Genomic DNA, 13,316 nt, shown 5'->3' on the forward strand with positions numbered 1-13,316 from the left:
AGGCCGGTTCCGGCTATTGATGCAGGAATGACCCTGCTCGAACGGACCGGCCTCACCCGATTCAACCCCGCGCAGGGTGGCGCCCGCGGCATGAAGATCATCGCCACCGGCTCGCTGGTGGTGATGGCGGGCGTCTTCCTCCTCGCCAACACATTGGACGACGCCTATCCGGCCTGGGGCTTCGTCAAGGCCTTCGCCGAGGCGGCGATGGTGGGCGGCCTCGCCGACTGGTTTGCGGTCACTGCCCTGTTTCGCCACCCGCTCGGCCTGCCCATCCCCCACACCGCCATCATTCCGCGGAACAAGGACCGGATCGGCGATACCCTCGCCCAGTTCCTGCGGGAGAATTTCCTGACCCCCTCCGTCGTCGCCCGGCGGATGCGCGGCGCGGACGTGGCCGGCGCGATCGGCCGCTTCCTCACCGATCCGCCGGGCGAGGGCCGGCTCCGCCAAGGCGCCTCGAGCCTCATCGCCAGCATCCTGGAGGCGCTCGATCAGGAACGGCTCGGCGGCATGGTCAAGGGCGCGATCGCCGGCCGCATGAAGGCGATGGAAGTCTCGCCGCTACTCGGCAAGTCACTGGACGCCGCGATCACCGAGGACCGTCACGTGCCGGTGCTCGACGCCGTCATCAACTGGGCGAGCCGCACGCTCGACGCCAATGAAGACCTGATCCGCGGCATGGTTCATGACAAGTCGGGTTGGGTTGTGCGCTTCACCGGCCTCGACGCCCGCGTCGCCGACGGCATCATCGACGGCCTGAGGCGCCTCACCGTCGAGCTCGCGACGGACGTCAACCACCCGCTGCGCGCCAAAGCCGAGGATTCGCTGGCCGCGCTCGCTTGGGATCTTCAATATGACGAGGCCGTGCGCAGCAAGGTCGAGAGCGCGAAGCAGGACATCATCGCCAACAAGGCGTTCGGCGACTGGATCGACGGGCTCTGGGAGAAGACTCGTGCCGGCCTGCTCAAGTCCGCCCGCGATCCCGACGCGACCATGGCCGGGCGCTTCGGCGAAGCGGTGCGTGCGCTCGGCGCGACGCTCCAGGAGGATGCCCGGCTCAAGGCGACGATCAACCAGTTCGCCCGACGCGCCATGGTGGGGGCGGTGGCGACCTACGGCGCGGGGATCGTCACCCTGGTGTCCGAGACGATCCGCGGCTGGGATGCCCGCACGGTCACCGGCCGTCTCGAGAACGCGGTCGGGCGCGATCTCCAATATATCCGCATCAACGGCACCCTGGTGGGCGGCCTCGTCGGCCTCGTCATCCACAGCGTCGAAATGGTGGCGTGAGCGGCCCGTTCGCTTTGACAAGGCGCGTCGGCTGTAGCACTGTCGCAGCGATGGGACCGCTTTCCGCCTTCGAGAGACGCCTGCGCCTTCACGCCGGCCAGCTTCCGGCACGCGCCTGACCCCGGATCGGCCCTCGGGCGCGGGTCCGGGGTTCCTTTCGCCTGACTAACCGTTTTAACTCCCGGCGGCCGCACGTCATCGTGCGCCGATGCTTCAAGGAAAGATGCCATGGCTGCCACTCGCGATCCATCGACGGGCGCCCGTCCGCCGATCCATCTGCTGGATACGGAATCCGACCTGCTCGGCGATCTCGCGCTGCGGGCGGAGCATCGCGTTCCGGTCGTCGCGGCGATGCTGCTTGCCGAGATCGAACGGGCGGAAATCCATGACGAAGCGTCGCTCCCCAAGGATGCCATCACCCTGGGGTCCGAGATCGACTATGTGGACGAGGCGAGCGGTGCTCAACGCACGGTTCAACTGGTGCTGCCGGCCGAGGCGGATATCGAGGCGGGGCGGATTTCCGTCATGACGCCGATGGGCGCCGGGCTGATCGGCCTCTCCACCGGCCAGACGATCGAGTGGCCCGACCTGGAAGGTCGTGAACGGCGTATCACCATCCAGGCGGTGCGGCGGCCGAAGAAGGACGCCTAGAGCCGAACCAAGTTTGGGGGCGACGTCCCCAGGCTCCCGCCTTAGCCGTCGCTGGCCCGCTCGATATCGGCGCCGACGGCCTGAAGCTTTTCCTCCAGCCGCTCATAGCCCCGGTCGAGATGATAGACGCGGCTGACCTGGGTCTCCCCCTCGGCGGCGAGTCCGGCGAGGACGAGGCTCATCGAGGCGCGAAGGTCCGTTGCCATCACCGGCGCGCCGATCAGCTTCTCGACGCCGCGCACCACGGCCGACCGACCCCGCACCTCGATATCGGCGCCCATGCGGGCGAGCTCGGGCACGTGCATGTAGCGGTTCTCGAAGATCGTCTCGGTCAGCAGGCTGGTGCCGTCGGCGAGGCTCAGCATGGCCATGAACTGCGCCTGCATGTCGGTCGGAAAGGCGGGGTAGGGCGCCGTCGAGATCGACAGCGGCCGGAGCCGCCCATCGGCGCTCACCTTGATGCCGCCCGCCACGTCCTCGACGATGAGACCTGCGTCCTGAAGGCCGGTGAGGATCGACGGCATCGTCTCCTTGCGCGCGCCAACGAGCTCCAGCGATCCGCCGGTGATGGCGGCCGCGCAGGCATAGCTGCCCGCCTCGATCCGGTCCGGCATCACCGAATAGGTGGCGCCGTGCAGCTCCTCGACGCCCTGGATCGTGAGCGTGTCGGTGCGCAGGCCCTCGATCCGCGCGCCCATCGCGATCAGGCACTTGGCGAGGTCGGTGATCTCCGGCTCGCGCGCGGCGTTCTCGATCACCGTCGCGCCCTTGGCGAGGACAGCGGCCATCAGCGCATTCTCGGTCGCGCCGACCGAGACAACCGGGAAGCTGATATGGCCGCCGGTAAGGCCGCCCTTGGGCGCAGTCGCCTTCACATAGCCTGCCGCCAGCTCGATATGGGCGCCGAGCGCCTCCAGGGCCTTGAGGTGCAGGTCGATCGGCCGGTTCCCGATCGCGCAGCCGCCGGGCAGCGACACCGTCGCCTCGCCCGCCCGCGCCATCAACGGCCCGAGCACCAGGATCGAGGCGCGCATCTTGCGGACGATATCGTAGGGAGCCACCGTCGAGCTGATCGTCGCGGCCCTGAGGGTCATCACCCGCCCGAACTCCTCCGGCTTGGAGCCTTCGACGGTGGTCGAGACGCCGAGCTGGTTGAGCAGATGCCCGAAGCTGTCGACGTCGGCGAGGCGCGGCAGGTTCCTCAGCGTCAGCGGCTCGTCGGTGAGCAGCGCGCAGGGGAGGAGGGTCAGCGCCGCGTTCTTGGCGCCCGATATGCAGACTTTGCCTTCAAGGCGCCTGCCGCCGCGAATGATGATGCGATCCATGCGGGGCTTCTAGAGTTTTGCCGGCCATGCGCAAGCGGAAGCGGCCAGGTTTGCGCGGAGGAGGAAATATTGGCGATTCCGTGTAAAAGCCATCAAAGCCGTCAAAATGCCGAAGCATTTGAGGAGCCCGAACATGGCCGACCCGGACGCCGATACCCGCCCCACGGCCGCGCCTTTTCCGAGCCTGGAGGAGCTGCAGCACTGGACCTGGGTGATGGGCCGGGCGCAGCAGCTGATGATGGAGCATGTCGCCCGGCAGTGGAGCGAGGCTCCGAAGACGGCTCCGGCGGCACCCGCGGCGACGCCGTCATGGCCCGGCATGAACCTGTTCGCCGATGCGGGGCGGATCGCCAAGGCGCAGGTCGACATGTGGACCGAAGGGCTCGGCATTTGGCAGCGCGCGCTGGGCGGCGATGGGGGCAAGTCCGAGATCGAGGAGAAGGCGGACAGGGACAAGCGCTTTTCGGCGCCCGAGTGGCGGGAGAATCCGCTCTTCGATATGATCCGGCAGAGCTACATCCTCATCTCCGACCGCCTGCTCGGCTCGGTCGAGGCGGTCGAGGGACTGGATGACAAGGAGCGGGAGAAGCTGCGCTTCGCCACCCGCGCCTTCGTCGACGCGATGAGCCCGTCCAATTTCGCGCTCACCAATCCGCTGGTGCTGGAAAAGACGCTGGAGACGCGCGGCGAGAACCTCCTCAAGGGTCTCGAGCACATGCTCGGCGACCTCTCCAGGGGGCAGCTCACCCACACCGATCCCAATGCCTTCGAGGTCGGCCGCAACATCGCGGTGACACCCGGCAAGGTCGTCAAGCAGACGGAGCTCTACCAGCTCATCCAATATGCGCCGACAACCAAGGAGGTGTTCGAAACGCCGCTGGTCATCTTCCCGCCCTGGATCAACCGCTTCTACATTCTCGACCTCAACCCCAAGAAGAGCTTCATCCGCTGGGCCGTCGAACAGGGTCTCACCGTTTTCATGGTTTCCTGGAAGTCGGCCGACGAAGACATGGCCGACGTGACGCTCGACGACTATGTCGCCGCCCAGACCGACGCCATCGACACGATCCGCGACCTGCTCGACGTGGAGGCGGTCCACGCGGTCGGCTATTGCGTCGCCGGCACCACGCTCGCCGCCACGCTGGCGCTGCTCGAGGCGCGCGGCGAGGCAGACAAGGTCGCCAGCGCCACCTTCCTGACGGCGCAGGTCGATTTCGCGGAAGCGGGCGACCTGTCGCTGTTCGTCGGCGATGAGCAGATGCAGCTCATCGAGCAGCTTTCGGCCGACAAGGGCTATCTCGACGGCCGCTACATGGCCGCCACCTTCAACCTGCTGCGCGGCCGCGACCTCATCTGGAGCTATGTCACCAACAATTACCTGATGGGGGAGGACTATACGCCCTTCGACCTGCTCCACTGGAATTCGGACACGACCAACCTGCCGGCCAAATGGCACCAGGCCTATCTGCGGGACTTCTACCGGGAGAACCGGCTGGTCCGGCCGGGCGGGGTGGTTGTTGACGGCACGCCGATCAACATCGGCAAGGTGAAGACGCCGACCTACGTCCAGGCCGGCCGCGAGGACCATATCGCGCCGCCGCAAAGCGTCTGGAAAATCACCCATCATTTCCAAGGGCCGCTGCGCTTCGTGCTGGCCGGATCCGGCCATATCGCCGGGGTCGTCAATCCGCCCGAGGCGCAGAAATATCAATATTGGACCAACGACGAGAAGGCCGACACGCTCGAAGCGTTCATCGCCGGCGCCAATGAGACCAAGGGGAGCTGGTGGCCCGACTGGATCGGCTGGATCGCCAATCTGTCGCCGGACAAGGCCTTCGCCATCGGCCCCCGCAAGCCGGGCAAGGGCAAGCTGAAGGCGATCGAAGATGCGCCGGGAAGTTATGTGAAGGCGCGCTAAGTCGATGGAAGCATGGTATAAGAGGGCGTCCGTAGGAGACGCTTTTGATGGGCTGGACGGCCCCACTCGCGCTGTTGGTCCTGCTCCTCACGGCCGGCGAGGCGGCCGCCGGCACGCGCGGCGAGGATGCGCCCGAATGCGCTGCGCTTCGTGAGGCGATCCTGGGTCATCGCCTGACCCCCCAGAGCTTCGAAACCTTCTGGTCCATCGCGACTTATCGGGAGGCGAAGAATCTCGAAATCCTCCCCGGATACCCCCATTGCACGAAGACCGACGAAGCGGTGTCGACACTCGGCGCGGATGCCGAAACGGGTGTGCGCCTGCTCGCGGGCGGGATGACCCCGGCCGATTACATCGTCACCGGCTGGGTGATCGTCACCGCCTACGATCCCTCTCGGTCAGGCCTCCGTGACGCGGCGGAGGAATCGCCCAGCGCACAGGCGAACATCGCCTTCGTCAAAGAACGACGGGGCAGGGTCCGGCGCATGTTCCGTCGCTGAACGCGACTGTTTGTGACGATTATGTTGCATCGCACAATTTTTATCTTGCAATGCGGATCGGATCCCTTATTTGTGCATTGCAACATAGACCCGCAGTGCATCGAAAGAGGGATCAGGACCGTGACCAAGGAAACCAACGCCAAGACCGCCGACGCCGCCAACAAGGCCGCCGAGACCGGCAATGCCGCCGCGGACCGCTTCCAGGCCGCCCTCGGCGAGGCCAATGAGCGCACCAAGGTGGCCGTCGAGAAGTCGACCCGCCTGTTCGAGGAGGCGACCGAGCTGACCAAGGGCAATGTCGAGGCGTTCGTCGCCTCTTCGAAGATCGCCGCCAAGGGCGTCGAGACCCTCGGCCAGGAAGCCGCCGAATATGGCCGCAAGAGCTTTGAGGAAGCGTCGGCCGCTCTCAAGAGCTTCGCCGAGGTCAAGTCGCCGACCGACTTCTTCAAGCTGCAGAGCGACTATGCCCGCTCCGCTTTCGACAGCCTCGTCACCGAGAGCTCGAAGCTGAGCGAGGCCGTGATCAAGCTCGCCGGCGAAGTCGCGGAGCCGATCACCAACCGCTACACGGTTGCGGCCGAGCGGGTGAAGACGCTCGCTCTCTAAATCACTCCCGACCCCCTAGGGAGACCGAGGGGCGGCCGCTTCCCAGCGAAGCGGCCGCCCTTTTCGCGTGCGCTGGAACCTCGACCGGCCGTCCCGATTTATCGCCCTGTCGGCTGTGGCTGGTCTTGCCCCGTGCCGGCCGAATGCCATATTTTGATGTTGTGATGATTAGGCACGATTCCCAAATTCTGGCGATGAGCGACGATCGCACGGGCCACGACGAAGGCACCGGCCTCGGCGTCGCGACCCGCACCCGCACCCGCACCAAGACTCCGTCGCCCTACAAGGTGCTGATGCTGAACGACGACTATACGCCGATGGAGTTCGTCGTCCTCGTCCTGCAGCGCTTCTTCCGCATGGACATAGAGGACGCGACCCGCGTGATGCTCCACGTGCACCAGCGCGGCGTCGGCGTCTGCGGCATCTTCAGCTACGAGGTGGCGGAGACCAAGGTCGCCCAGGTCATCGACTTCGCCCGCGAGAACCAGCACCCTCTCCAGTGCACCTTGGAGAAGGCCTGAAGTATCGCTTCCACGCGGCGGCGCGTGGCGCCAGTCTCATTCGCCGTCCACCAGTGCCTTCACCGCCTTCATCGCCACCCCGATGATCGGGAAGATGGGGATGAATCCGCCGCAGCTACTCTGGCGTCCGACGGGGGAGCACTCGTCCTTCATGTTTGCGGTCTCGACGGCCGACATCGCTTCGCCGGAGATCCGATCGCCCGGCAGCGGCTCGACCGGAAGAGGGAGACGGCTGGGGTCGGGCGCGCCGGTCGGGCGGCCGCAGACGACGATCTCGTCGGTGTCTTCGCTCTTGGGGCAATCGAGTTCCGCCAAGGGCACGAAAGCGCCGCGATAATTGGCCATCGCCTGCTCGGCCGTGAGGGGTTGTGCGGGCGCGGCGACGGCGGACATTGCCCCCCAGATCAGCACCCCCATCAATCTCGACTTTGCCAAGGGCCTCGCCTATCGCTGCGGCAAACGCTTCAAACAGGGTGACAGAAAAAATGGTGACTGCAAGTCATGTGCTCGACCGCGTCCTCGTGCTGGAGATGGTGCGGGTTACGGAGGCCGCAGCGGTGGCGGCGTCGAAGCTCATCGGCCGCGGCAACGAAAAGGCCGCCGACGCCGCCGCCGTCGAGGCCATGCGCGAGGCGCTGAACCAGCTCGATTTCGACGGTACGGTCGTCATCGGCGAGGGTGAGCGGGACGAAGCGCCGATGCTCTATATCGGCGAGAAAGTGGGCCGCGTGGATTGCAACGGGCCCAAGATCGCCATCGCCCTCGATCCCCTGGAAGGCACGACCATCACCGCCAAGGCCGGGCCCAACGCACTCGCCGTCCTCGCCATCGCCGAAGAGGGATGCCTGCTCAATGCGCCGGACGTCTATATGGACAAGCTCGCCATCGGCCCGGGCTATCCGGAAGGGACGATCGACCTCGCCAAGTCGCCGACCGAGAATATCCGCGCCATCGCCAAGGCGAAGGGCGTCGAGCCGTCCGACATCATCGCCTGCGTCCTCGATCGTCCGCGCCACGAAGCGTTGATCGCGGAGCTGAGGGCGCTGGGTTGCGGCATCCAACTCATCCCAGACGGCGACGTCGCGGGCGTGATCGCGGTGACCGATCCCGACACCACCATCGACGTCTATATGGGGCAGGGCGGCGCGCCCGAGGGCGTGCTGGCGGCGGCGGCGCTGCGCTGCGTCGGCGGCCAGTTTCAGGGGCGGCTGGTCTTCCGCAACGACGACGAGCGCGGCCGCGCCGCCAAGTGGGGCGTTGAGGACCTCGATCGCATCTATCATCTCCACGATCTCGCCAAGGGCGACGTGATCTTCGCCGCCACCGGCGTCACCGACGGGTCGCTGCTGGAAGGCGTGAAGCGGCGCAAGAGCTGCATCACCACCGAAAGCGTCGTGATGCGGGCCAGCACCGGCACGGTGCGCTGGGTGAAGGGCGAGCATCGGTACGATCACGCGCCGGGCGGCCGCTGATGCCTAGCGGAAGGCAAAGGGGTCGGCGCGAAGGGCGATGCGCACCGGCAGGTCGGCGACGATGTCGCCGTCGGCCTGCAGAGGGAACGGCGCGTCGGCCTCGGCGCTGAGTTCGGTGCAGGTGAAGGCCAGGGCCCCGGCCCCGTCGCCGACGGGCTTCCCGCGCAGCAACGCCCACAGGAAGCGGGCGTAGTCGCGGCGGCGGGCGCGCCGAAGGGCGACGACGTGGAGCAATCGCGCGGTGCGGCAGGCTTGGGGCGCGAAGCTCCACGGGCCGGCATAATAGCGGCCCTTGGCGACGTAGAAGGCTTCGCAGCGTATCTCGCGGCCGTCGCAAATCAGCCGGATCGACGGCTGCTGCCAACGGAGCAGCACGCCGAGGAAGGCGGCGCCATAGGCGAGCCTGCCGAGACGGCGCTTGAGCGCGGGCGTGACCGCGGCCACGGCGCGGCTGTCCGGTCCGGCGCTGGCGCAGGCGAGAAACAGCGTGTCGTTTATCTCGGCGGCATAATGGAGGCAGGCGGCCTCACCGCTAAGGGCCCTGGCGGCATAGCGCGCCGGTTCCGTCGGCGCGGCGAACTCCCGGTGGAGGAGATTGACGGTGCCGCCCGGATAGACGCTCAACGGCAGCGGCCGGCCGCTTCGGGCAATGGCCAAGGCGACATGACGGGCCGTGCCATCGCCGCCGATGGCGCAGACATGGCTCGCTTGCTTGTCGATGGAAAGGGTGAGGCCCGGCGCGCTTTCGGACAGGATGACCTGGGCGCCGCCAGCCTCGAAGCCGAGACGAAGCGCATCCAGCCGCTTGGCGCAATGCCGCCCCGCCGTCGGATTGTAAATCAGCTGGACGATCCCGCCTGGCGCCATGCGTCGCTCCTTCGAGCGGCCGCTATCATGGCTGGAGTAACAGCGCGTTAAAGGCCTTTTCTGTGGATAAGCGGGGCAAGCCCTTCGACAGGCCGGGATCGAAGAGGTTAGGGTGGCGGGCGTGAACCTCCACCGACCTTCCTCCGACTTCGCCCATGTCTGCGGCATTTCGCGCTCGATCCTCGGGCAGCCCTGGCGATGGCGCGGGGCGGCGGCGGGCGAGGCGGATGCCGCGTTCGTGCCGGACGACCTGGTCGACCAGCTGTTGATGGCGCGCGGGGTGACGCGCGAGGAGCTGGAGCGGCATCGCGCGCCAACCTTGCGCAGCTTCATGCCGGACCCGTCAGTCTTCCGCGACATGGACCGTGCGGCCGAGCGGCTGGCCGACGCGGTCGAGGGGCGGGAGTCCGTCACCATCTTCGGCGACTATGATGTCGACGGCGCCACCTCCGCGGCGCTGCTCATCCGCCTGTTGCGGACGCTCGGCTGTGAGCCCCAAGCCTATATCCCCGATCGGCTGATGGAGGGGTATGGGCCCTCCGGCGAGGCGCTGGTGCGGATCGCCGAGGGCGGGGCGAAGCTGATCGTCACCGTCGATTGCGGTGCCCAGGCCTTCGAGGCGCTGGAGATGGCGCGAACGGCCGGCGTGGATGTCGTCGTCGTCGATCACCACAAATGCGCGAGCGCGCTCCCCGTCGCCCATGCACTGGTCAACCCCAACCGCCTCGATGAGAGCCAGGAGGGCGCCGTCCACGGCCACCTTGCGGCCGTCGGCATGGCCTTCCTCCTCGGCGCGGCGCTGGTTCGCGAGCTTCGCCGCCGAGAGTTCTTCGCGGGCCGGGACGAGCCACGGCTGATCGATCTGCTCGACATCGTCGCGCTCGGCACGGTCGCTGACGTGGCGCAACTCAAGGGGCTCAACCGGGCCTTCGTGACCCAGGGGCTGAAGGTGATGGCGGGACGGCGCAACATCGGCCTCGCCGCGCTGATCGACGCCTCTCGCCTCACCCGGGCGCCCACGGCCACCGATCTGGGTTGGGCGCTGGGGCCGCGCATCAATGCCGGGGGCCGGGTCGGCAAATCCGACCTTGGCGTCCGTCTGCTCACCACCGAGGATCCGGCGGAAGCCCGCGAGATTGCCGCCGAGCTGGAACGGTTGAACGAAGAACGACGGGCGATCGAGACGCTCGTGCTCGAGGCGGCCGAGGGTCTGTGCAAGGGCCAGGGCAACCGCGCCGTTGCCCTCGTCGCGGGCGAAGGCTGGCACCCCGGCGTGATCGGCATCGTCGCCGGGCGATTGAAGGAGAAGCTTGGCCGCCCCGCGATCGTCGTGGCGCTGGACGGCGACGGTATCGGCAAGGGCTCGGGCCGCTCCGTCGCCGGCGTCGATCTCGGCGCGGCGGTGCTGGCGGCGAAGGACAGCGGCCTCCTCATCGCGGGCGGTGGGCATGCGATGGCGGCGGGGCTCACCGTTGCCCGCGACCGGATCGAGGCGCTTACCGATTTTCTCGATGAGCGCCTGGCCGACGGCGTCGCCCAGAGCCGCGATGGCCGCGCCTTGCTGCTTGACGCCGTGCTCGCGCCGGGCGGCGTCTGTCCCGATCTGTGCGACGCGCTCGAGGCGGGCGGACCCTATGGCGCCGGCTGGCCGGCTCCGCGCGTCGCCGCGGGCCCGGTGCGCATCGTCAAGGCGGACGTGGTCGGGAGCGGTCATCTCCGCCTGATCGTCTCGGGCGACGACGGCCGACGCATCAAGGCGATCGCCTTTCGCATGGCGGACAGCCAGCTCGGCCAGGTGCTGCTCGCCGCTCCATCCCACCGGAAGCTCTGGATCGCCGGACGGGTGAAGCGCGACGACTGGGGCGACCGGCCGTCCGCCGAACTTCATCTGGAAGACGCCGCTTTCGCCGACTGAGCCGCTTGACCGGCGCGGAACGCTCGCCTAAGTCCGCCCGCGCCGGCAACGGCCCCATCGTCTAGCGGTCTAGGACGTCGCCCTTTCACGGCGAAAACACGGGTTCGAGTCCCGTTGGGGTCACCATATTCTGTCACGGCGGCAAGTGGCTGCGGGTTGACTTTTTGCGCTGCAGCATCCACTTGCACCTCCAGCGAAGCATCATGCAGCGTGAACAGGCGGTCGTCCGCCCCGGCTCTGCTTCGTGGATTTCCAGGCTTTCCCTTTTCACGCGGGTCGGCACCGGGTCCCATCAAAGTAATATTTTGATGGTGCCTATAACCCGCCGCGTTTCCGTGCGCCTTTCGGCCGCGCGAGCGCCGCTCATGAGTGAGTTTCAATCCCATGTCTTTCGACAATCTCGGGCTTTCGCAGCCCGTCCTCCAGGCGCTCGCGCTGAAGGACTACACCCAGTCCACGCCGATCCAGGAGCAGGCTATTCCGCTGCTGCTGAAGGGCCGCGACCTGCTCGGCATCGCCCAGACGGGGACCGGCAAGACGGCCGCCTTCATGCTTCCCTCGATCGACCGGCTCGCCGCCTCCGACAAACGGCCGCAGCCGCGCACCTGCCGGATGCTGGTGCTGGCGCCGACGCGCGAGCTGGCCGGCCAGATCGCGGAGAGCGCGAAGGCTTATGGCCGCTTCAGCCATATCAGCGTCGCTACCGTCTTCGGCGGCACTTCGATCAACAAGAACCGGCAGGAACTCTCGCGCGGCGTCGATGTGCTGGTCGCCACGCCCGGCCGGCTGATCGACCTCGTCGAGCAGGGCTTCCTGACCCTCAAGAATGTCGAGATACTGGTGCTGGATGAAGCCGACCAGATGCTCGACCTCGGCTTTATCCATGCGCTGAAAGCCATCGTGAAGATGCTGCCGTCCAAGCGGCAGAGCCTGTTCTTCTCGGCGACCATGCCGAAGGCGATCAAGGACCTGGCCGACAAGTTCCTGACCGATCCGGCGCAGGTGTCGGTCGCGCCCGCGTCGACGACGGCGGAACGGGTCGACCAATATGTGACCTATGTTCAGCAGACCGAGAAGCAGGCGCTGCTTACCATGATGCTACGCGCCGGTTTCTCCGATCGCGGCAATATGGACCGGGTGCTCATCTTCACCCGCACCAAGCATGGCGCCGACCGGGTGGTGAAGCTTCTCGCCGGCAACGGCATCGCGGCCAACGCCATCCACGGCAACAAGAGCCAGCCGCAGCGCGAGCGCGCGCTCGGCGAGTTCAAGTCCGGCAAGGTGAAGATCCTGGTCGCGACCGACATCGCCGCGCGGGGCATCGACGTATCGGGGGTTTCCCACGTCATCAATTTCGAGCTGCCCAACGTCTCCGAGCAATATGTCCATCGCATTGGCCGCACCGCGCGCGCCGGCGCGGCGGGCGTCGCCATCGCCTACTGCGCCGAGGATGAGCGGGCCTATCTGAAAGGCATCGAGAAGCTCACTCGGCAGCGAATCGAGGTCGTGCCGCTGCCGGAGAATTTCCTCGCCGAGGCTGCCCGCATCAAGTCCAGCCGTGTCGCGCCTCCCGCTCCGCCCAAGGGCCAGCCGCGGCATCATGGCGACGGCGAGGCGGGCGAGCGCAATCGCGTCAAGCGGCCGAAGAGCCGCCGACCGAATTTCGGCCATGCCGGCAAGCCCAAGAGCAATCGTGCGAAAAGGCGCGCATCGGGGCGGTAAAAGCGTCGTTTCCCAAGCCGTCTTTACCGTCCATTAGCCATGGCCGGCTAGGATCGCGACATGGATGAGGCGCGGAAATCCGGGAGCCAAGAGGAACCGGCCGACGCCGTCACGACGGGTCGGCGGGAAACCCAACGCGCGCGCGTGCAGCTCGCCGCGGCGCTGGTCGGCACGACGCGCGAATATCCGGTGACGTTGCGCAACATCTCCTGCACGGGCGCCATGGTCGAGGGCGCCGACCTGCCGCCCAAGGGCTGGACGGTGGCGCTGAAGCGCGGCGACATGGACGAGCTCGGCGACGTGGTATGGGCGCGGGCCGGTTTCTGCGGCATCCATTTCTTCGACCCTATTCCCTATGGAAAGGTGCTGGAGCTCGCCGCCCTTCCGCCCGAGGCTCGGCAGGAGAAGACCCCGAGTCTTTATGTCGCCCCGGCCGGCCGCGACGATCGGCTGAGCGCGGAGGAATGGGCACGGGCGAAGCTCCGCGCTAGCCGGATGGGGCGCTGAGGACGCGCTAATCTTGCGG

General features: G+C 67.2%; 13 protein-coding genes and 1 tRNA gene. 11 read left to right on the plus strand and 3 right to left on the minus strand.

Going from position 1 to position 13,316, the window contains the following annotated elements; all coding sequences use genetic code 11:
* Positions 1-27 precede the first annotated feature (27 nt).
* On the plus strand, positions 28-1,293 hold the full coding sequence (locus tag DF286_RS09735; RefSeq protein ID WP_109271250.1) for a DUF445 domain-containing protein: 1,266 nt from the start codon (positions 28-30) through the stop codon (positions 1,291-1,293).
* A gap of 228 nt (positions 1,294-1,521) precedes the next feature.
* Positions 1,522-1,944, plus strand: a complete 423-nt coding sequence (gene rnk / locus DF286_RS09740) for a nucleoside diphosphate kinase regulator (RefSeq protein ID WP_109271251.1) — start codon at positions 1,522-1,524, stop codon at positions 1,942-1,944.
* A gap of 41 nt (positions 1,945-1,985) precedes the next feature.
* On the opposite strand, the gene murA is transcribed toward rnk, so the two are convergent.
* Positions 1,986-3,269 (minus strand): UDP-N-acetylglucosamine 1-carboxyvinyltransferase, encoded by a 1,284-nt coding sequence (murA, locus tag DF286_RS09745; protein WP_109271252.1) that lies wholly within the window; start codon positions 3,267-3,269, stop codon positions 1,986-1,988.
* A gap of 133 nt (positions 3,270-3,402) precedes the next feature.
* Between murA and DF286_RS09750 the strand changes: the two genes are divergently transcribed.
* The 4 genes from DF286_RS09750 (at position 3,403) to clpS (ending at position 6,814) form a co-directional block, all read left to right on the plus strand.
* Complete coding sequence (locus tag DF286_RS09750) at positions 3,403-5,187, plus strand: PHA/PHB synthase family protein (RefSeq protein ID WP_109271253.1); 1,785 nt, start codon at positions 3,403-3,405, stop codon at positions 5,185-5,187.
* A 47-nt stretch (positions 5,188-5,234) separates the two neighbouring features.
* Positions 5,235-5,687, plus strand: coding sequence for a hypothetical protein (locus DF286_RS09755; protein ID WP_109271254.1), 453 nt, complete (start codon positions 5,235-5,237; stop codon positions 5,685-5,687).
* Positions 5,688-5,807: 120 nt separating this feature from the next.
* A complete protein-coding gene (locus DF286_RS09760; protein WP_243444792.1) occupies positions 5,808-6,293 on the plus strand; it encodes a phasin family protein in 486 nt (161 codons plus the stop codon).
* A gap of 164 nt (positions 6,294-6,457) precedes the next feature.
* Entirely contained in the window at positions 6,458-6,814 is a 357-nt protein-coding gene (gene clpS, locus DF286_RS09765) for an ATP-dependent Clp protease adapter ClpS (RefSeq protein ID WP_109271256.1), read from the plus strand.
* A 36-nt stretch (positions 6,815-6,850) separates the two neighbouring features.
* On the opposite strand, the gene DF286_RS09770 is transcribed toward clpS, so the two are convergent.
* Positions 6,851-7,249 (minus strand): hypothetical protein, encoded by a 399-nt coding sequence (locus tag DF286_RS09770; protein WP_146193594.1) that lies wholly within the window; start codon positions 7,247-7,249, stop codon positions 6,851-6,853.
* 50 nt (positions 7,250-7,299) lie between these two features.
* Here DF286_RS09770 and glpX point away from each other — a divergent pair, with 50 nt between their 5' ends.
* On the plus strand, positions 7,300-8,286 hold the full coding sequence (gene glpX / locus DF286_RS09775) for a class II fructose-bisphosphatase (RefSeq protein WP_109271258.1): 987 nt from the start codon (positions 7,300-7,302) through the stop codon (positions 8,284-8,286).
* 3 nt (positions 8,287-8,289) lie between these two features.
* On the opposite strand, the gene DF286_RS14965 is transcribed toward glpX, so the two are convergent.
* Complete coding sequence (locus DF286_RS14965) at positions 8,290-9,153, minus strand: diacylglycerol/lipid kinase family protein (protein ID WP_158274659.1); 864 nt, start codon at positions 9,151-9,153, stop codon at positions 8,290-8,292.
* Between the two features lie 121 nt (positions 9,154-9,274).
* Here DF286_RS14965 and recJ point away from each other — a divergent pair, with 121 nt between their 5' ends.
* The 4 genes from recJ to DF286_RS09800 all read left to right on the plus strand — a co-directional run bounded on the left by recJ (position 9,275) and on the right by DF286_RS09800 (position 13,297).
* Positions 9,275-11,068, plus strand: a complete 1,794-nt coding sequence (recJ, locus tag DF286_RS09785; RefSeq protein WP_279379365.1) for a single-stranded-DNA-specific exonuclease RecJ — start codon at positions 9,275-9,277, stop codon at positions 11,066-11,068.
* A gap of 50 nt (positions 11,069-11,118) precedes the next feature.
* A tRNA-Glu gene (locus DF286_RS09790) sits at positions 11,119-11,194 on the plus strand.
* A gap of 258 nt (positions 11,195-11,452) precedes the next feature.
* The gene (locus tag DF286_RS09795) at positions 11,453-12,790 is read left to right on the plus strand and encodes a DEAD/DEAH box helicase (protein WP_109271259.1); all 1,338 of its coding nucleotides are present in this window, start codon (positions 11,453-11,455) and stop codon (positions 12,788-12,790) included.
* A 60-nt stretch (positions 12,791-12,850) separates the two neighbouring features.
* Complete coding sequence (locus tag DF286_RS09800) at positions 12,851-13,297, plus strand: PilZ domain-containing protein (protein ID WP_109271260.1); 447 nt, start codon at positions 12,851-12,853, stop codon at positions 13,295-13,297.
* The last annotated feature ends 19 nt before the right edge of the window (positions 13,298-13,316 follow it).

It is taken from the genome of Sphingosinicella humi, from assembly GCF_003129465.1.
Classification (GTDB): Bacteria; Pseudomonadota; Alphaproteobacteria; order Sphingomonadales; family Sphingomonadaceae; genus Allosphingosinicella; species Allosphingosinicella humi.